The sequence below is a fragment of the Planktothrix sp. FACHB-1365 genome (assembly GCF_014697575.1).
Lineage (GTDB): Bacteria > Cyanobacteriota > Cyanobacteriia > Cyanobacteriales > Microcoleaceae > Planktothrix.
On record NZ_JACJSC010000004.1, the window covers coordinates 249,499 to 269,125 of the forward strand.

Sequence of the window (19,627 nt, forward strand, 5' to 3'; positions counted from 1 at the left end):
TTAATCTTGGGTAAATCTTTTAATCTCAGACTCAGATAAAACGTCCTGAGCAACTCGGATAGGAAGGTGAGCCGCATCGGTAACACCATTAACAGGTTTTCGCAGAATTAAGCCATAAAGGGGTTCTCCTGTTTCAGCATCCTTATCGACTTCTAAAGAAGGTTCTAGGGCTTGTTTATCTATTTTGAGGTAGACTTTTTCCGGTGCATAATTGTGTAAAAGTCGAACTTGCGATCGCGTTTTTAAATTACGCAAAGAAACGGTTAAACCCGCCGAATTACCAACCATCAACCGTGCTTCTTTCCAAGCATGATTAATCGCTACAATTTCTGCAAGAAGCTGTTCTAAGCTAGGTTGGAATAAAAAGTTATCTGGGAGAGAAGACATTTTTAATATTGATGATGCTCCTATAAACATTGCTAACTATGAATCTGAGATTAATAATAATTCAGAATTCAAAGTTCGTAAATCAGTGAAATTACGGAACTTTAATGTTTATTTATGAGTTACATACCCTAACGAATCGTTTTTGTTTCTGCGGGTATAACATCTTGTATCCGTTCAAATCCGACATAATCAACAATATAACGTGATCCATCTTGCAGTTCAAAAATATCTCCTGTTGTTACATTCCGAGGGTGAGAGCGTCCAGGGGGAGATTGTAATATTTTAATTTGAGGATGTGACCAATGATTGATTAAGCTGGTTAGAATATAAGCTTCATTTAAAGTTCGAGCTTGAACATCAGCAACATAAACTAAATTCTGCTGATTAATGAGTTGCATGGGTTGTACTCGATTCAGTTCTATTTTACCTTCTGCTTGAAATTTTTTCAGCTTTTCTACTGTTTTAGGTTCATAAAATTTAGCAACTTCTTCACCATTATCTAACGTTACAATATCTTGGGGAATCGGCGATCCTAATCTTTGGCTTGTATAAACATACCATTGAGGATTTTGTAACACTTTAATCGTCGTGATCTCTTTTCCAGGGATCTCCCCCTCTTGCATTGCATTGGTTGAATTGCGATTACAGCTTTGAATTAGTAGTAAAGTCACGGTTAAACAAGCTGCTAGAGCCGATTTTAACTGGAATTTCATGATGATCCTTCCCCTCAATATCAATGTTGTGAATTTAGCTTTAATCATCTATTGCTGCCCAATAAAAAAATTACGCAAATTCTCAAAAATTTTTTTATTCACTCTAATTTAGAGGTAATCACCTCAATCGGACGCAATACTTTATCATTAACTCGAAATCCTTGACGAACAACTTTTGTAATAGGTTGAGGTGACAAATATTGAATAGTTTTGGGATAAGAGTTTTTTTGTTACAGAGCGATCGCCCTTGATAAAACCTAGAGCTATATGCTAACATTGAAGTTAAAAAGTTACTGATATTTATAACGATCTTGGGCAAGGTATCCGCTTTGATAAAAATACTTACGCATTTATTGGTTTTTTAGAGGAGTTCTTAGCAACACAATGAATAATATACTGATGCAAGATGCTGCACGTCATCCCCAACTATTTGTGTGGAATGGTGCAATTGAATCGAATCAATTAGAAGTCTGGTTACAAGAGCATCAATTAAATTTACCCCAAGATTTAATTGAACTTTGGAAACGGACGAATGGGGGTGACTTGTTCGAGAGTGAAACCATTCTCAGTCCATTTGGGGATGATAGTTTGGGAGATGATATTGATAGTGTGAATGAGTTTCACTACTCTCAAGGGATAGCAAAAAATTATTTACTGTTTCATCTGGGAACAGGATTGAGTGCTGTTCGTTTAAGCGATGGGTATTATGTTAAATTGGATGAGAGTTATCAAGAAATTGCTCAATTTCAGACTTTAGATGATTGGTATAGAGATGAACTGCGATCAGAATATGGTAGACGTTACAATCTTGAGCTAGAGGCTTTAAAAATTATTCGGTAACTTTTACTTGATAAAAAATAATTTTTCTATAAAAAAAATTATTTTTTAAATCGAAAAGAAAAACACAAATTTGAAAACTTAGAAGCTCGTCTTGATCAAGAAATTAGACAATGTGAAGAGTTAATAAATAGATGCGATCGCTTAATTTTTATCTTTAGGTAGGGTAGGTTACCTGAAAAGACGACTTTTATATAATTAAGAGGTTAATCGGGAATCTAATCAATCCTATTAATCCATTCGTCAGCTTGACTAAGCTTTATTTATTCTTAGAATAGCAAATTTAATCTGTTTAGATAAATTTTTCTCCAGTAACTACTTAATTTTTATTAATTATTGGCTGAGTTATCACGTTCATATAAAAATATAATTTAGCTAAATAAATTAAGTAATTATTTCTATTAAACATGATATTTTAACCACTACAATGAATAGATGAACATTTGCATCCATATATTGATTTTTTAGTAAACATATACTATATTGAACTAAGGTATATTGAGTATTAAACTCCAGTTCTCAAGTATGGCACGTGGCGAAACGCTCAGGAAACTCTTCAGAAGCTTCTCTCGCAATGAGAGAGAAGAGTTTTTGGCTGCGGCTATGGAGCTTATTGAAGAAGAAAAAAATAAAAACCATATTCTGCTTGCTAGAGATTTAGAAAAATTACTTCAAAATGGTAATGGACATACCCAACCCCTAGCTGATAATTTGGCTCCTTGGAATCAGTTTTCTGAACCTCCTAAAGATAAGGATACTGGGCTTGCTTTACTTGAAGTAAAACAATTCGACCTTACCTGGGATCATATAGTTCTTAGTGAAAAAATTTTTGATATCCTACAAGAAATTGTTCTTGAAAACCGTAAGCAAGATATTCTCGCAGCTTATAACCTAAAGCCCAAAAACAAATTGTTATTCTGTGGGCCACCTGGCTGTGGGAAAACTCAAACAGCCAAAGTCCTCTCCAGTATATTAGGTCTACCGCTTGTTTACGTCAACCTTACAGCAGTTTTTTCGTCTTACTTAGGTGAAACTGCAACCAATCTTCAGAAAATTTTTACTTATATTGAGAAAGGTGAATGGCTTGTTTTATTTGATGAGTTTGATGCGATAGCTCGTGATCGTGATAACTTGAATGAACATGGTGAAGTCAAACGATTAGTGAATAGTCTGCTACAGTTAATCGATAATGCGACTAATCAAAGTATATTTGTCGCAGCTACAAATCATGAGAAACTATTAGACAGTGCTGTTTGGCGACGATTTGATGAAGTTATTTTCTTTGATAACCCATCAGTTGAACTCAGAACGGCTCTTCTAAGCCACTATCTATCTGCTATCCGTTATACAGGTATTGATCTATATGCTTTTGCTACTCGGCTTGAAAATGCTACCGGAGCAGATATAGAACGTATCTGTGCTGATGCGATTAAATCTGTGATCTTCAGAGGCGAACGTACTTTGACCTCAGATGATTTAGAAGTTGCTATAGGGCGTTTTTTAGAAAGACAAAGTATAATAGCAAACTCAAGATAGTTATCTACTTTAAATCCTAATGGAAAGTCAGTTTGAACACCTGAAATTACCAAGAATAATAAATATAGAATTACCCCGGCGTTCTAGCGGAGGGTTTGGTGGTCAAAGGCGCGTCAATGTCAGTGAACATGGTAAAGGTTTATTAGATCAACTTGTTCCGTTGGTTGAATCTGTTAAACAAAAAAATACTCCCTTCCGCCTTGACCCAAAATTGATTTTTAAGATCAAAGTTGCTAAAGAGGGCTCTTTACAAGACGATGATTTGGCTAAAACAGGACTAAATGTTCTAGCACGTGAACCTAATAAAGCTATCGTTGTTTTCTCATCCGATACTGAGCTAAAAGAGTTCAGAAAGCGGTTAGAGAGTTACAGCCGAATTACAGATGGCCCCAAATATGAATACTTAGGAGCGATTGATGAGTTAGTACCTCTTGAACGAGAAGATCGCATTGGTCGTTTGTTAGAGCTAAATCCCGTAATATCAGGTGAACTTGCTGCTTTAGATTTAGAACTTTGGCACACAGGCGATCGCATAGAGATGAAAAAGTATTTAGACGATATTGCTGAAGTGCTAGAAAGTTTATCCAATATTGCTCCTATGAGAATGAGTGATCGCTATATAGGTGAATATATATGTATTGCTCGGATTAAAGTTACTCATGAAGTTTTAGAGCTTTTGCTACTAGAGGAAATGGTCAAAGAAATTGATCGCCCTCCTCAACCTGCATTTGAAAGAACGGCTGATTATAATTTACCAATTTCTGAGTTGCCTGAAGTTGTTGTCCCATCAGAGGAAAATTGCGGTATTCTTGTTATTGATTCTGGTGTGCAGCGTGGTCATCCTTTAATTGCTCCAGTATTGGGTGAAACTGAAGTATTCCCAGATACAAAACGGCAATTCATCAAAGGTGGCTCTGACGATGTAAACGGACATGGTACTAATGTTGCTGGAATTGCTATCTATGGAAATGTTGAGAACTGCATTAACCAGCGTTCATTTGATCCGACAGCTTGGTTATTTTCGGCTCGTGTGACTAATGAAAATAATGAATATGATGAAGACCTTCTGGTAGAAACTCAACTCGATCAAGCTATTCGTGCTTTTGTTGAACAGTATCCTAATTGCAAAGTCATTAATATCTCACTCGGTAACGCTAACCAAATTTACCGAGATGGGCTTAAGCAGTTTCGATTAGCTGCAAAGATAGATGAAATTGCTTATCAATACCAACATAAAAACATTGTTTTTGTGATTTCAGCAGGAAATGCTTTTTATGAAGAGGCAGAATCAGATGAGCAACTAAAGACTGATTACCCAAATTATCTGCTGAAAACAAGTGCTAGAATCATCGATCCAGCAACTTCAGCAATTGCATTAACAGTAGGCTCTTTATCATTAGGTCGCGGTAGTATTACAGAACCCTCGGATGTTCGTCGTCAAGCGATCGCAAAACTATCAGGGTATCCCTCTCCCTTCACTAGAACTGGATTTGGGGTAGATGGAATGATTAAGCCTGATGTTGTAGATTTTGGGGGAGATTTGGTATTAGACCTTAGTTATCGAGAAGGCTTAGGTTTACCTAAAACCAAGATACTTCCAGATAATGTAGCTGGTGTTTCTGTTGTTACCCTCTCCAAAGATTTCAACAGTTCTTTATTTCAAATCTGTAGTGGTACAAGCTTTGCTGCTCCTCGTGTTGCTAATATTGCTGCTCAACTTTTTACTAAATACCCAGATGCCAGTTCTAATTTCATCCGAGCACTTATTGTTAACTGTGCGGTTCTTCCTAAAGAAATTCCAACCCAATTTCAATGTCAAGGTAAGAAGTCTAAAAGTGAACACATTAAAAAGCGGTTAGCAATCTATGGCTATGGACAGCCTGATTTACAACGTGCGATGTATTCTGCCAAGAACTATGTCGTTTTATCAGAAGATAATATTTCGATCAAAGTGGGTTATTTCCATATTTACGAAATTCCTCAGTTACCACCTGAATTTTTTGAAGTAAAAGGTACTCGTATATTGTCAATTACCTTGGCATTTGATCCGCCAACTCGCCCAACTCGTGGAGACTCATATCTAGGAGTCAAAATGGAATTTGACGTTTTTAAAGGAATCGATCATGCAATTATTAGAAATGCTTATGAAGCTACTAGCAAGACAAGTTCCCCTGAAGAATCTACAGACAATACAAAAGAAAAGTTAAAGAAAAAATATGGTGCTGGTATTGAAGTCAAAATGTCTCCAAGTTCTACTATTCGTAAGAAAGGAACAGTGCAAAGGGGACAAGTAGAAATTTTTCCTCAGTCCAAAAAATATGATAAAGGAAACATGACCCTGGTTGTAACTTGTAATCGTAAATGGGCAAATCCAGATGAAATTGTAATGCAACGTTATGCCTTAGTTGCTTCCATTAGCCATTCCAATCCTCAAGTTGATTTATATAATCCTATTCAAGTCCAGATTGCCCAAAGGAATAGAGAGAGAACACGAGCAAGAGTTTAATTAATGGTATATTTATTATGGATTTTTCCTCATCAGGCTTAACGATTACGTAATTGAAGAGGATTACAGAAATTGAATAGGGTTTGAGATTCCCTATTCCAAAGCGTTAATCAATTTTCAATTCCCTATCCATCACAATAAACCTCGATACCGAATAAACAATAAAATCGCCGCCCATGATCCTAACGCCACTTTAATTGCTACTAAAATATTTAATAATGGAATAGCACCCCCACTAAAAAGCCCTCCTAACTCTCCATGTGGTAACTCGAATCCTGCTAAAGTAACCACCGATAATACAATAAAAGTTAACACCGAAATCTTTTCCCAATCTGCGGCTAAATACCGTTTATAAATCTTTTGCATCCACTCAGGAGAAGAGGTAATTGCTACTAAACCGATCGCAGTTCCCCCCGCCACTCCTGCTGCAAAACCGCCCCCCGGACTCAGATGACCCCGAATAGCTAATTCTACCCCAACTAACGCGCTAATTGTTGCTCCCAAACGCGCTAAAACAATTGAAGCTTCATCGGTAAACTGATAGATTTTAGGAACAGGTTGATCAGTTTTTAAAAGAAAATAAACCCCCATAATTGAGATTGTAAATACGATGACTTCAAAAATCGTATCGTAAAGCCGATTTCTTAAAATAATTGCCGTTACTGCATTGGGAATTCCACTATCTTTAATAATGGATTCCACAATCGTCAAAGTTGGTAAATCTCCAACGGGATTTGGCATCACTAAAAACTTAATATAAATTGCAATAACCGCTAGAATATAAACCCATTTCATTAATGTTCCTCCCCTGATTTTGATAAATTAAAATAAGTTAAACGAGTATCTAACAAGGACAATTGAGTTTGCATTACCTGATAAAGCCGTTGAATTCGAGTTAAGGTGTGATAACCTTGGGGTTTCTCATCATTCATACAAACGGCATGAACTTCTTTATCTATCAACGCTTGCTTTAACGCTTTCTCATCGGGATAGGTCACTAACTCCAAACGCAGATGATATTTGTTAAACACTTTTCTAAACTGTTCTAATAGTTGGCTAAATTTCCCTTCCTTTGCCTCTTTTTCTAAGTCCTGTAACACTCCCAAACGCACGACTAACGAGGAACGCACCGCCACCGCATACAAGGTAATTGCCAACATTGTCCCCACTAATGCTTCGGTTAAAGCAACGTCCGGCGCTCCTAAAACGGTGTAAAGTAAGGCTGCGATCGCCCCCAAAATCCCCCGCACCACCAAAGCATGATAAGGGTTCTCCTCAAACACTAACATCGTCGCCGCTAAGGGTAACAAAGACGCGATCACAACAACATAGTTATCGTTCATGATTACTCCTCATTATTAGAACAGTAAGCTAACACATAACCTAGCATCGTATTCCACAGCATCAGAGAAATCAGGGCTAAAATCAACAATGGCCATTCTCTGGGAATTTTCACCAACAACCCCAGAACAATTAGCATTGATCCCAGGGTATCGGCGACAGTCAGGGTATGGAGTTTAAATAACACTGAGCGCAAACCCAATAATGGTAAGGTTCCCCAAAACCAGAACACCAGACCGACAGCCATTAACCCATAACTTAAGATATCAATCATCGGTAATTCATCCTTTTTAAAAGTTGAGCAAGTAACATAAATCCGGCATTGCCAACGGTGAGAATGATCACTCCGGCAATTCCAATCATCCAATCATCTCTTAAAACCGAGACAACCAGAATCATCATCGAACTTTTAGTGGCGATACTGGCAAAGGCTAACATCTTCTCCCAGACATCATCTTCTTGCCAACAGGCTTCATAAAGGGGAATTAACAACGCGATAATCATGGCAATCAAAACCCAATTCATGGCAGTTTCCTCCGTTGCACCCGATGAACGGCATACCATCCATCTTCGTGATATTTCAAAACAATGGTTTTTGGGGTAAAGGTAATTAGAAAAATATCTAAAAAGATCAGTCCGGGTGTCCGTCGCGGTTTGACTCTTTCCATAATGATTTCCTCCTCGTTATGGGGACGAAAAATCATTTCAATTGCCTCCAAATAAGCTTGGGGAATCGCTACTACAATTTCACCTAAAACCCGCAGCCAATCTTTTAATGCGGTGGGTGTTTTTTTGAGTCCGGGTATTAAAAAAGCGATCGCCACCCCAATCATAATATTGGTGATAGTGAAATTCGCTGTTAACAAAAACCAAATAGTTAATCGTAATATCAGATTCAGATATCCAATCATGCCAATACCATCCAAAATAATAGGATTAACATCACACTCATCACCCCCATCAAATGATCAATTTGTTCAAGCATCCGGGGAAGTTTGAGGGAGATTTTTTGAATAATGAAATAATAAATCAACCATCCCAGGAAAATTGTTGCTAACGGTTTAATCGTATTCGCAAGGGTATATGCGTCGTAATAAGCTACATTTGCTACTACCAACCCCGCCAATAACAAAATCAACCCAGGCCAAAAACTAGGCCGGATTTTATCTTCTCCCCCACGCGGTAAAAAAATAAATTTGGCAAAGGAGATCGCGGTTCCCAATGCAGCAAGATTCATGCCGATTACTTGCCAAGGTAACAGATTTTTCATCGTTAATACCTTCGCCCCAAAACCGGACAATAGGGGAAAACCGGATATTGAGAAACTTGCGATCGCGAGTGCTACCCACAAACGAGTATTGATCGGGGTGTGATGCAGTTCTTTAAAACTCCGACTCGGTAAAACCCCGGAAATTAGAAATAAAGCAGATTTAACTAAGCCATGAGTGAGGGCATAAAATCCCCCCACTTCCGGTGCTGCGAGTACAAATCCTAACTGGGATATGGTATGAAACGCTAACATCCGCTTCGTATCCTTTTCAAACATGGCATAGAACACCCCCAGCAACGCAGTTCCTACCCCAAAAATCCGAATAATCGGGTCAAGTTCACCCACCGTTAGAGCGATCCGCACCATTGGGAACACTCCCGCTTTCACCACCACCCCCGACATTAACGCCGATACAGGGCTTTCTGATTCCGAGTGGGTTAAAGGTAGCCACAGTCCCGATACAAAAATACCTCCTTTAACTAATAATCCCAATAAAATCAAAGCCACCGCTTCCGGTGGGACTCCCTGTAACCCAGAAAAGGCAAAGGAGTGATGGGTTTGATAGACTAACACCGCCCCGACTAAATAAAACAGCATGGCGACGTTACTAACAAATAAATAGCGTAACCCCACCCAAATTGACCGATCTGATCGCGGATAAGCAATGAGGAGAAAAGTGGCAATACTAATCACCTCTAACGCTACATATAAACTGATTAAATCCGCACAAACAAAAGCGGCATTTACACTGCCATGTAGAATAATTGCTTGAGTGTAGAAAAACGTGCTTTTATTCGTGTGCCAACAGTAGAGAATAACGGCGGCGGTGACTAATCCATTGGTTAAGATAAAATAACCACTAAGAGAATCGATTAGTAAAGTAACACCGAAGTTATCAAGTAACTGGATCGCTAGGGGAGATGAATTAACACATTGATATAAACCATAAGCGACGGAAATAAACGCGACAAATAATGTAAAAAATCGATCTAGTTTGGGAACTAGATAAATTGTAAATCCAGCCAAAAAAGGTAACGCAATCCAAACAATGGTAGGGGTAATCATGGGGTGTTATTTTTCTCGATCTCGTTGGTTTCCAAAGTGGGATTATCCCGTGCGAGTTTCATAGCGCCAACCAACATTAACGCTTGAATTGAAAGACCGATAACAATAGCGGTTAAAATCACGGCTTGGGGAACTGGATCAGAATAAGTGCCATTTCGGACATCGGAAAAAATCGGGGTTAATAAACCGCCTCGTGATGCAATCAGTACATAGTAGGCAATTACACCCGTACTCATGATGTCCATTGCGATGATCTTCATCAGCAGGTTTCGTTTTAAGATAATTCCGAAAAACCCGCACAAAATTGTTGCAAAAACAAAGGCTTCTAACACGAGAGTCAGTTTGGCTAAGGGTAATTTTTAATTAAATTTGAAAGACAGGAGGGCTGATTTGTTTGGATCAGCGATAGTGATTTGCAAGGATTCAACCTCCCTGATTGAACTGCAAATAATCATTTTGATGTTTGCACAGTTTGGTGCTGATACATGAACCCACAAATAATGCCCAAATATATTTGGCTCTAAAAAAACGAGTTAAATTAAATATAACTCTATAGCAACAACAGTCTAGTTGTCAAGACCGTTGGCCATACCGACTCAATTTTTTCTATTCTTCTTACTTATACTAGAAAAAAAGCTATGAAGAATGAGGCGCAGGGAGAAAGAGGTTAGTAGGAACCAGGAACAATAGCTAAGTCGGTTTTTGGATCGAATAAATGGATTTTTTCAGGTGTTATGGTTAACCAAATTTTTTCACCGGGTACGAGTTGAGTTTCGGCTGGGATTCTTACTTGTAAGGAAGAATTTAGGTTATTTTCTCCTAATAAATGTACCCATAATAATGTTTCATGGCCTAACGCTTCCAAACGGTCTACAATCACAGGTAAATTTTTAGTTGCTGGACAACTGACAATTAAATGTTCTGGTCTAATTCCTAATATTAATTTTTGGTTATTATAGGAAGATAAAACCGTTTCCCAAATATCGGGTAAGGTTAAACGAAATTGAGGATGGGTAATTAATAACGGTGCAGTGAATTGAACGGGAATAAAGTTCATGGGGGGAGATCCAATAAACTCGGCTACAAAACGATTAGCTGGACGATTATACAGTTCTAAAGGGGGAGCAACTTGTTGAATTCTTCCTTGGTTCATCACCGCAATTCGAGAACCCATTGTCATGGCTTCTACTTGATCATGGGTAACATAAATGGTTGTTGTGCCTAATTTTTTTTGTAATTCTACAATTTGGGCGCGGGTTTCCGTTCTTAATTTTGCATCTAAATTAGATAACGGTTCATCCATTAAGAATACTTGAGGATTTCTAGCCATAGCTCGACCTAATGCAACCCGTTGTTTTTGTCCCCCCGATAATTGTTTGGGATATCGATCTAATAACGATTCAATTTGTAATAATTTGGCAACGGTTAAGACTCTTTCGGATACGGCTTTTTCTCGTTCTGAAATATAGCGGAATTGAGAAGAAAGCGATCGCGTTATTCTAACGATTATATCTTCTAACCACAATGGAGCAAAGATTTGATAGTCTCCTAGGGTAACGGATAATTGTTGATGGAAAGAAGTTGTAGAGGTTGTTTTTTCAACGATTAAAGGTTGTTGAGGTTCGGTTTCTCGATAGGAACGACGCAGGCCAAAAGCCAAGTTATCATAGACTTTTAAATGCGGATATAACGCATAGTTTTGAAAGACCATAGCAATATCACGGGCTTTCGGGGGTAATTCATTCACTAAGGTATTCCCAATATAAATATTACCTCCGGTAATGGTTTCTAATCCTGCAATTAACCGTAATAAGGTACTTTTTCCACAACCGGATGGCCCCACTAAAACCATAAATTCGCCATCAAATATTTGCAGATAAACTCGTTTTAAAACCGCTTGACGAGTTGGGGTTGACTCTTGAAGTTCTGATGATTTTGTTTCCTCGGAGGCGTTTTGACGACGAGTGGGGAAACTTTTATAAATATTATCTAAAATAACTTCTGCCATTTTAATTTAACCTACTTTTATGTTAGGGCAGGTTCTTCCCAATTTAGGGAATAAACCTTTAACTGTTTTAAACCTGCCTTTTTTAGCTGATGATTTGTTGGTGCGTGCGCTTTGCTTACGCACCCTACGGTTTGATGGAGATAATTTTTGGTGCGTGCGCTTTGCTTACGCACCCTACGGTTTGATGGAGATAATTTTTTCATCGGGTTTGAGTTTAAAAAGGCGATCTCCTGTACTATCTTTGGGTGAGAGATGAATTTCATCGGTGGGAATATGAACAATGCGATTTTCACTGGTTAAAAGATGAACCTGTTTATGGGGTTTAGCAGGTGCAATTCCCACTAAGCTATCATTGGGGGATTTAAAATTGAGCATGGAAATTCCAATTCCGCCTCGGTTACTACTGCGAATGTGTTCCATCGAAATGCGTTTAATATAACCTTGTTCTGTGACTAATAATAAACTGCCTTTGGGTGATAAAGTAACACACCCCACTAAATGTTCTTTTTGTCGTAACCGAGTGGCTTGAGATCCTTGGGCGACTTTCCCCATAGGTGGGAGTTGTTCATCATTAATATCAAGGCGTAATATTCGCCCTCCAGAGGTGGCTATTACCACTTTTTCATCGGGTTTAGAAAGGGTAGCAAAACATAATTCATCATCATCTTTTAGTTTAACAATGGTACTGCCTCGGTTGGTTAATTCCGTTAATTCTGCTAAGGGTAAACGTTTAATTTTACCTTGTTGAGTTAAGGTAATTAAATCTGTTTTATCGGGAAACGCGGATAATAAAAATTGAGCAATAATTAAGTCTTGGGGATTAACAGATGTATCCTTAGAAGCGGAAGGAGATAATAACGTAATAATCGGTTTGCCTTTAGAACGATTAGAACCCATCGGAATATCCGCCACACTCAAGGGATAGGCTTTTCCGGTTCGCATAATCATGACTAAATTTTGACGGGTGCGAGTATTATAGGTTTGGGTAGTAAAATCATCCGTTTCTTCAATATTAATAGCCGTTGCAGTTTCACTGTGATTGCGTTTAGAATCGTTGGTTTTCGGGGACACTCGCCGAATATAACCCCGATGGGTGACTTCTACAACAGTTTCTTCATCAAGGGGAGGTAAGGGTTGTAATAAATCAGGAGATGCTGAAAGTTCTAAAACTTTTTCAGGGGATTTTTTAGAGGTTTTATCCTCAGATTCAAGAGTCACCTGACCCTTGGGAGAAATAATCCGGGTTCGCCGTTCATCACCATATTTTCGTTTGAGCGATCGCAATTCTTTTTTCAAGGATTTCAACAATTCAGGACGTTCATTTAATAACCGTTGTAACTGTTGAATTTGAGTGGTTAATTGGGTAAATTCATCTTGTAGTTTTTGCCTTTCCAACCCCGTTAATCGCCGCATGGGCATGGATAAAATCGCATCAGATTGATCATCACTAAATCCTAATTGATTTTCTAAGGTTAATTTTGCTGTAGAACCATCGGGCGCATTCCTCAGAATTTCAATCACATTATCTAAATTTTCTAAGGCAATTAATAACCCTTCAACTAAATGACATCTGCGTTCGGCAACTTCTAATTCATGACGATATTGACGAGTTAAAGTTTGTTCCCGAAACGTCAGGAATTCTTGCAGAATTTGTTTTAAACTTAATTGTCTCGGTTGTCCATTCACAATTGCCAAAAAAATCGCCCCGAATTTCGTCATTAATTCCGTTTGTTGATAAAGATGATGTAAAACCACTTCGGGGGTCGCTTCTCGTTTTAATTCAATTACAACCCGAATCCCTTCGCGATCGCTTTCATCTCGAATATCCGAAATCCCGTCTAATTTTCCCGCATTAACCAAGCCAGCAATTTTCTCAATCCAACTGGCTTTATTCACTTGAAACGGCAATTCTGTCACCACAATTGCGGTCTTCATTCGTCGTTTTTGGGCGGTTGGAACTTCCTCAACTTTGGCAATACCCCGCACCACAATACTACCTTTTCCTTGGGTATAAGCTTCACCAATGCCCTCTGTACTAACAATTTCACCCCCCGTTGGAAAGTCCGGTGCCGGAATCAATTCCATTAATTGTTGATCGGATAATTCAGGTTGATCAATCAGCGCAATTAATCCATCCACAACTTCCCCTAAATTATGAGGGGGAATATTCGTCGCCATCCCCACTGCAATTCCCGACGATCCATTTAACAATAAAAACGGAAGTTGGGCAGGTAAAACCGTTGGTTCCTGTTGAGAATTATCGAAATTACTAATAAAATTAACCGTCGCTTCCCCAACTTGAGACAGTAACCCTTCATGCCCAATAGCAGCCAGACGGGTTTCGGTGTAACGCATGGCGGCGGGGGGGTCATTATCCACCGACCCGAAATTGCCATGACCCGCTAACAAGGGATAACGACTAGAAAACTCCTGAACCAGTCGCACCAAAGCATCATAAACCGATTGATCCCCATGGGGATGATATTTCCCCAGAACATCCCCAACTACCCGGGCGCATTTGCGGTAAGGTCGGTCTGGCGTTAACCCTAACTCGTGCATCGCGTACATAATCCGACGATGAACCGGTTTCAACCCATCCCGGACATCTGGCAACGCCCGTCCAACGATCACACTCATGGCGTATTCGAGGTACGACTGTTGCATCTCCGTATGAAGCGATGTCGCGATTACTTTCCCAGAAAAGAGGTTTAACTGTTTAGCCATGAGTTTAGGTGAGTCTACAGCGATAGGGTTCTGATCTTAGATTATGGATTATGTCGTGACAGGGTGTTTCCATCATCATGATCTAACAAGGGTCTACCAATCTCCTTGCTGTTTTGAGGATAACGAATTGCGATCAATTTGAGGAGTCAATCAAGTTTTGTATAGCAGTGATAAGTTCTGCCGTTCTAATGGATGGTTATAGCAGGAGTAGATTTGTCCTTAGCGCTTTTCGGATGTTGCGACCTTAAACAGTTGGAACATAGAGTTTGGGAAAGTAGCGCTCGACAACATCAGTAGGAAATCCTAAGCGGACAGCACCCTTGGGAGTATCTGAAACTAAAAGACCCACCTCAACTAATTTCTTGAGCACTGTTCTAGCTTGTCGCTCTTTGTAACCTGTGATTGTAGCAGCTTGACCCCGCTCAAAAGAACCAGAATACAGGGCTTCCTTCAGTAAAGCAAAAGAACCTTTAAGTAACCGTCCGGCTCGAATTTCCTCCTCAACATAGAGTTGAATGCGATTTAAGAGTTGGGAGGGTTCTAGCAGTGAACTCATGAATGTCACTTGGTCGATACAAGTTTCTAAAAAGAACTGACAAAACTTCTGCAAACCAGTCGCCGTTAAATTTCCACGACCGTCTAAATCGTTCCACCGTTGCTTGTCGGTCCCCATCAATAAATCTCGATATAAATTAGCATTTCTGGCTAAACCACGAGAGACAGACCATAAACTACTGCCTACCCCAATTTGCCTTAAGAAAGCATGAGAAAACAGCCGTGTCACGCGACCATTACCATCAAAGAAAGGATGAATCCACAGCAGCCGATGATGAGAAGCAGCCACAGCAATGACTTGCTGAATTAAAGATAAACGTATGGGATTATAGGCTTCTTCAAAACGCCGTAAAAAACGTGGAATTGCTGGAGCACTAATGGGAACGTGATAACCAACACTGACATCCCCAGTCCGTAATTCTCCGGGTTTGACTTCAACCCGTTTGTTGCCTTGGGGGTCTTCAACGTAGAGCAATTCAGAAGAAAGTCGTTGACAAAACTCACGATGAATCCAGATTAAGTAATCAGTTGTGACTACTGCAAAATCTTTTTCTTCCCGGTTATCAATCATCCGTTGAACTTCGATATGAGCTTTAGCTTCCAGTTGTAGAGAGCGTTTTTTCGGCTCATTGGAAAAGTCATTTGCTAAAGCTCGGTCTATATCTCTAGGATGTGTGTTGTGCCCCTCAATCAAATTGCTGTAATAGCAATTCATGGAACGGACAAGCTCTCCCAGACTTAAGGCAACATTGGGAGTTACCTGTGCCTTAAGTGCCCTGCTGACAGCAATTAACTCAGTTGCTAAATCGTCCAACAACTGATTCCCTACCGATGGGAGCATGGGTTCCATCAAACTAACAGATTCGCTAAATTCGGTGAAACTAGACATTTTGCCGTTTTCTAAAACCCGGTGTATTGATTATAGGCTATAGCTTTCAAGTTTTACACATACAGATTTTTGCCGATGTTTTTGCCGATAAACCGTTAAAGCCTTGTACAGAAGGAGAGACGGATGCTAAGGATCTACAATCTCAGTAATTTTACGGATCATTGGGGATTTTAGAGCCATTTTGCTTAAAGTTCAGGCTGGTTTCTCAACAAAATTCAGCATTTTCCCGGTGTTTTTTAAGGGAAAAGTCTTTTACCCTAAGATCAGACTCATACCGCATCTGCTGTCAACTTACCCTGGAAAATAGTTGAACAAAAGCGATGATCCTTCAAGCCTTTGGCTTTTTCTATCTCGCTACTCTTGTCAACCCATTGAAAGGGCATGGTATGATAGCACCTCGGTACGGGAGAGTTTATCGGGTGGGAAACTCAAGTCAACGACCCTGAAGTCCCAGCCCTTCCTTGATCGCGAGGAAAGGATTAAGCTCTGGCCAAGCAGCAATATTGAGGAGGTACCCTTTTACGCTGATCTTAAATGAGTTCAAACAATAATCACTTGGGTAAATAAATTAATTCGATTAACTTTGATTAAAAGTATGGCTCAAGAGTTGGTTCGATTAGACTTGCAAAAACTTGAAAATCCTGAAATCACGGGTGTTGAATATCAACAAGGTCAAGGATTTCGGAGATCAAGTTAGCCACAAATAATGCAACCCTATTGATAAAAAAGATGGTAACAACAATCCATTATAAATTTTGTCCCCCTTTTTCTCTTACCCCTAATCTGAGTGCAGGTAATTCCGAAGTCTTTAAGGAGGAAGAAAGATGAAGACCGTTTTAATTGTAGAAGACGATCAAGTTAATGCTCGTGTTTTTTCAAAAATCTTGACAAAACGGGGTGGATTAGCCGTTAAACATACGGAAAATGTGGAAGAAGTGATGGAAATCGCTCGAACTCGGGAAGCAGACTTAATTTTAATGGATGTTTCCCTAGCCCGCAGTGTCTATCAAGGTAAAGCAGTTGATGGAATTAAAATTACACAATTGTTGAAAGCTGACCCCCAAACAGCGGCACTTCCCATTATCTTAGTAACAGCCCACGCCATGGCCGGAGATCGTGAAGATTTTCTAGCTCAAAGTGGGGCAGATGACTATATCTCTAAACCTGTTATTGATCATCAAAAGTTTGTCGATAAAATCAAATCTTTACTACCACCAGAGGAGTAGGCTGCAACAGGGGAAATGCGGAATAAAGAGGATAGATAAACTCACCTTTTTTTCAAATGCCTACCCCTTCTTTGCATTCTAGGGAAAACTTAGGGAGACTGAGGTTGAGTGTCTTTAACTTGAGTTAAGGTTTTTTGGATTTGAGGTGTGGCTAAGAATTTTTGGGTGTCGTTTAATAAGCGATCGCCCCAAAGATTTTCTTTGAGATAGTCAAAATTAGCATAACGGCTATCGAGACGTAAAGCGGCTTCTCCCAGAGATAAAGCTTCTTCGGTTTTACCTTGTTTATACAGAGCAACGGCTAAAGCTAACATGGGTTCTGCGGCTTTGGGATCAACGCTAATGGCTTGTCGCCATTTAGCAATGGCGATGTCGATTTCTCCCTGTTCATACTTGACTAAGCCGACATTATTAATCGCTGGCCAAAGATTTTTTTCTTGAGCAAAGGCTTTCTCATATTGCAAAATTGCCTGCTCAAATCGCCCCAATTTATAATAAGCATTTCCTAAATCAAATAACGCCCCTGGAACATTGGGGTCAAGTTTCAAAGCCGTTTCTAGGGATTGAATTGATTTTTGATAGTCTCCTTTTTTAAAGTAAGCTTCTCCTAAAATAAACTGAACCCCGGCTTCCTTGGGGGCTAAGTTACTGGCTTTTTGCAGTAACTCAATTCCTTTATCGAGTTCTTCCAATTGCAGATATAAACTGCCTAATAACGCCCAAGCTTGATAATTTTCCGGGATCAATTGCGTGGCGAGTTCAGCCCTGGGTACAGCTAATTGATATTGTTGAAATCGTGTTAACTGAGCCGCTTCTTCCAGCAATCCTAATCCGGTTTGTTCAAGTTGTTCTGAGTCTATGGGGGGGGTATAGGGAACTAACGCTTGTCCCATAACGGGTTGAGCGACATTCCACAAACTAAGGGTGACGGCAACGGACAGAATCAGAGTTCGATTGGGCACAGTAAGAGCCTTAATGCAATGCGTTTCCTTTACTTTTATACCACAGACCCGAACAATCCCTTCTTCACCCCCAGGCTAATGACTAAATAAATGGTAATAAAATCTCGAATTCTGTCCCGATTCCCGGTTGCGATCGCAATTTTAACTGTCCGCCATGTTTAGCGGTGACAATATGATAACTCAAGGATAAACTGGTTTCTTTTTGAGGGCGTTTGGGATTAGAAAAGGAGTCTAATATCTTTTGTTGTTCTTCAGCAGAAAGTCCGGGGCTATTATCAGCAATGCAAATTGAAACCCAACGTTCAGGGGCATTAACCTGATCCGTCGAGGATGAATCTAAATTAATCATTCCCGTGGTAATTATAATTTGGGGAAGCTCAGAAGGCTCAATTCCTTGAGTATTTCCATATTCATCTACCCAATCTTGTTTAATCGCTTGATTGAGAAGAGAATCAAATCCATGAATCAAAACATTAATAAATACTTGGTTTAATTGTCCAATATAACAGGTAACAGGAGGCAAATGACCATAGTTTTTAATAATTTTAATATCCCGATTAATCCGACTTTTCATCAAGAGTAAAATACTATCTAAATGGCTATGTATATCCGCAGGTTTGGGATGTATTTCATCAATATGGCAAAAGTTTTGTAAACTGGTGGCTAATTTACTGAGTCGTTCGGTTCCACTTTTAATACTAGATAAAATTCGAGGAAAATCTTGGCGTAAAAATTCAAATTCAATCTCTTCTTTTAAATTTTCAATAGCAACAACAGGTTGGGGATAATTTGTTGCATAAGCATCCAAAAGCTCAATTAAACTATCACTATAGGTAATTAAATGGGTTAAATTTCCCCAAATAAATCCAACGGGATCTAAAATTTCATGGGCGACCCCATCCACTAATCGCCCTAAACTTGCCATTTTTTCACTTTGTAATAATTGAACTTGGGTACGTTCATAACGAACTTGGGTTTCAATTCCTCGAATTTGCCAATAAGCAAGATTCAGTTCATGACTATTTAAAAGACGATAGGGCACCATCCAAGGATAATCCGCAGAAGCAAGCCAATTTCCCTGTACAACAATTGGGTCTGCATATCCCGGTGCGGAGCGTTTCAAAGATTGTTGAGTTGCGGTTAAAATAGAAGTCTGTGCAGGTAACACTAATACCGGAGTTCGGATATAGCTATAAACCACATCCAGGGATTGATCCAGAAACAATTCTAACCCCTTGGGACGTAAAAAAAATTCCAAAAGACCTCGCCGAGAAATCATCCCCAAAAATTCTGAAGTGTCATTTTCTTTTGGCTCGACAATAATCACACCCGGAAGTAAGGGATGTCGTTCAAAGTGTTGAACTAGATCTCGAACAGAACACCCCAAAACCACTTGAAAATCATACAACGGTAAATCTTCTAGGGTAGACTCTAAACCTAAATCACCCCCGGTTTGATTTTCCCATAAATACGGTATAGACACTCTCGTCAAGGTAGTTTCCCGCAGTATGAATTACACAGTTATAGCAGGGAATAGGGAACAAGGAACACTTCGACAAGCTCAGTGCTTCGCAGGGAACAGGGAACAAGTAGGAAAAGATTGATAAA

General features: G+C 39.4%; 19 protein-coding genes and 1 pseudogene. 5 read left to right on the plus strand and 15 right to left on the minus strand.

Annotated features, from left to right (window positions below; all coding sequences use genetic code 11):
• From H6G57_RS08520 to H6G57_RS28910, 3 genes are all read right to left on the minus strand, one after another.
• Entirely contained in the window at positions 1 to 387 is a 387-nt protein-coding gene (locus tag H6G57_RS08520; protein ID WP_190517624.1) for a hypothetical protein, read from the minus strand.
• A gap of 128 nt (positions 388 to 515) precedes the next feature.
• Positions 516 to 1,100: a hypothetical protein gene (locus tag H6G57_RS08525; protein ID WP_190517625.1), complete on the minus strand. Its 585-nt coding sequence runs from the start codon at positions 1,098 to 1,100 to the stop codon at positions 516 to 518.
• A gap of 98 nt (positions 1,101 to 1,198) precedes the next feature.
• Positions 1,199 to 1,297 carry a nucleotide exchange factor GrpE gene (locus H6G57_RS28910; RefSeq protein WP_242048911.1) on the minus strand — a complete coding sequence of 33 codons (99 nt, stop codon included), beginning with the start codon at positions 1,295 to 1,297 and terminating at the stop codon, positions 1,199 to 1,201.
• Between the two features lie 187 nt (positions 1,298 to 1,484).
• Here H6G57_RS28910 and H6G57_RS08530 point away from each other — a divergent pair, with 187 nt between their 5' ends.
• From H6G57_RS08530 to H6G57_RS08540, 3 genes are all read left to right on the plus strand, one after another.
• Positions 1,485 to 1,940 carry an SMI1/KNR4 family protein gene (locus H6G57_RS08530; RefSeq protein WP_190517627.1) on the plus strand — a complete coding sequence of 152 codons (456 nt, stop codon included), beginning with the start codon at positions 1,485 to 1,487 and terminating at the stop codon, positions 1,938 to 1,940.
• Between the two features lie 522 nt (positions 1,941 to 2,462).
• A complete protein-coding gene (locus tag H6G57_RS08535; RefSeq protein ID WP_190517628.1) occupies positions 2,463 to 3,473 on the plus strand; it encodes an AAA family ATPase in 1,011 nt (336 codons plus the stop codon).
• Positions 3,474 to 3,492: 19 nt separating this feature from the next.
• A complete protein-coding gene (locus H6G57_RS08540) occupies positions 3,493 to 5,979 on the plus strand; it encodes a S8 family peptidase (protein ID WP_190517630.1) in 2,487 nt (828 codons plus the stop codon).
• A gap of 132 nt (positions 5,980 to 6,111) precedes the next feature.
• Here the strand turns inward: H6G57_RS08540 and H6G57_RS08545 are convergent, their stop codons facing one another.
• The 10 genes from H6G57_RS08545 to H6G57_RS08590 all read right to left on the minus strand — a co-directional run bounded on the left by H6G57_RS08545 (position 6,112) and on the right by H6G57_RS08590 (position 15,831).
• Positions 6,112 to 6,774 (minus strand): Na(+)/H(+) antiporter subunit B, encoded by a 663-nt coding sequence (locus H6G57_RS08545; RefSeq protein ID WP_190517631.1) that lies wholly within the window; start codon positions 6,772 to 6,774, stop codon positions 6,112 to 6,114.
• A complete protein-coding gene (locus H6G57_RS08550) occupies positions 6,774 to 7,322 on the minus strand; it encodes a DUF4040 domain-containing protein (protein WP_190517633.1) in 549 nt (182 codons plus the stop codon). The genes H6G57_RS08545 and H6G57_RS08550 overlap by 1 nt, the downstream gene beginning before the upstream one ends.
• A gap of 2 nt (positions 7,323 to 7,324) precedes the next feature.
• The gene (locus tag H6G57_RS08555) at positions 7,325 to 7,594 is read right to left on the minus strand and encodes a monovalent cation/H(+) antiporter subunit G (RefSeq protein ID WP_190517635.1); all 270 of its coding nucleotides are present in this window, start codon (positions 7,592 to 7,594) and stop codon (positions 7,325 to 7,327) included.
• A complete protein-coding gene (locus H6G57_RS08560; protein WP_190517636.1) occupies positions 7,591 to 7,845 on the minus strand; it encodes a hypothetical protein in 255 nt (84 codons plus the stop codon). The genes H6G57_RS08555 and H6G57_RS08560 overlap by 4 nt, the downstream gene beginning before the upstream one ends.
• The gene (locus H6G57_RS08565) at positions 7,842 to 8,231 is read right to left on the minus strand and encodes a Na+/H+ antiporter subunit E (RefSeq protein ID WP_190517638.1); all 390 of its coding nucleotides are present in this window, start codon (positions 8,229 to 8,231) and stop codon (positions 7,842 to 7,844) included. The genes H6G57_RS08560 and H6G57_RS08565 overlap by 4 nt, the downstream gene beginning before the upstream one ends.
• Positions 8,228 to 9,655 (minus strand): cation:proton antiporter, encoded by a 1,428-nt coding sequence (locus tag H6G57_RS08570; RefSeq protein ID WP_190517639.1) that lies wholly within the window; start codon positions 9,653 to 9,655, stop codon positions 8,228 to 8,230. Before H6G57_RS08570 ends, H6G57_RS08565 begins: the two co-directional genes overlap by 4 nt.
• The gene (locus tag H6G57_RS08575; RefSeq protein WP_190517641.1) at positions 9,652 to 9,987 is read right to left on the minus strand and encodes a cation:proton antiporter subunit C; all 336 of its coding nucleotides are present in this window, start codon (positions 9,985 to 9,987) and stop codon (positions 9,652 to 9,654) included. Before H6G57_RS08575 ends, H6G57_RS08570 begins: the two co-directional genes overlap by 4 nt.
• A gap of 335 nt (positions 9,988 to 10,322) precedes the next feature.
• On the minus strand, positions 10,323 to 11,663 hold the full coding sequence (locus H6G57_RS08580) for an ABC transporter ATP-binding protein (protein WP_190517643.1): 1,341 nt from the start codon (positions 11,661 to 11,663) through the stop codon (positions 10,323 to 10,325).
• A 174-nt stretch (positions 11,664 to 11,837) separates the two neighbouring features.
• Positions 11,838 to 14,387: a DNA gyrase subunit A gene (gene gyrA / locus H6G57_RS08585; protein WP_190517645.1), complete on the minus strand. Its 2,550-nt coding sequence runs from the start codon at positions 14,385 to 14,387 to the stop codon at positions 11,838 to 11,840.
• 244 nt (positions 14,388 to 14,631) lie between these two features.
• Positions 14,632 to 15,831 carry a Fic family protein gene (locus H6G57_RS08590; protein ID WP_199314098.1) on the minus strand — a complete coding sequence of 400 codons (1,200 nt, stop codon included), beginning with the start codon at positions 15,829 to 15,831 and terminating at the stop codon, positions 14,632 to 14,634.
• 538 nt (positions 15,832 to 16,369) lie between these two features.
• On the opposite strand from H6G57_RS08590, the pseudogene H6G57_RS08595 reads away from it, so the two are divergent.
• Together H6G57_RS08595 and H6G57_RS08600 are read left to right on the plus strand one after the other, a co-directional pair.
• Positions 16,370 to 16,513 (plus strand): annotated as a pseudogene (locus H6G57_RS08595) (RRXRR domain-containing protein); the annotation flags it as partial.
• Between the two features lie 142 nt (positions 16,514 to 16,655).
• The gene (locus H6G57_RS08600) at positions 16,656 to 17,057 is read left to right on the plus strand and encodes a response regulator (protein ID WP_190517646.1); all 402 of its coding nucleotides are present in this window, start codon (positions 16,656 to 16,658) and stop codon (positions 17,055 to 17,057) included.
• An 89-nt stretch (positions 17,058 to 17,146) separates the two neighbouring features.
• Here H6G57_RS08600 and H6G57_RS08605 read toward each other — a convergent pair whose 3' ends face one another.
• Both H6G57_RS08605 and H6G57_RS08610 read right to left on the minus strand, forming a co-directional pair.
• Positions 17,147 to 18,019 (minus strand): tetratricopeptide repeat protein, encoded by an 873-nt coding sequence (locus tag H6G57_RS08605; protein WP_309235799.1) that lies wholly within the window; start codon positions 18,017 to 18,019, stop codon positions 17,147 to 17,149.
• Positions 18,020 to 18,101: 82 nt separating this feature from the next.
• A complete protein-coding gene (locus H6G57_RS08610; protein WP_309235800.1) occupies positions 18,102 to 19,502 on the minus strand; it encodes an ATP-binding protein in 1,401 nt (466 codons plus the stop codon).
• Between the last annotated feature and the right edge of the window lie 125 nt (positions 19,503 to 19,627).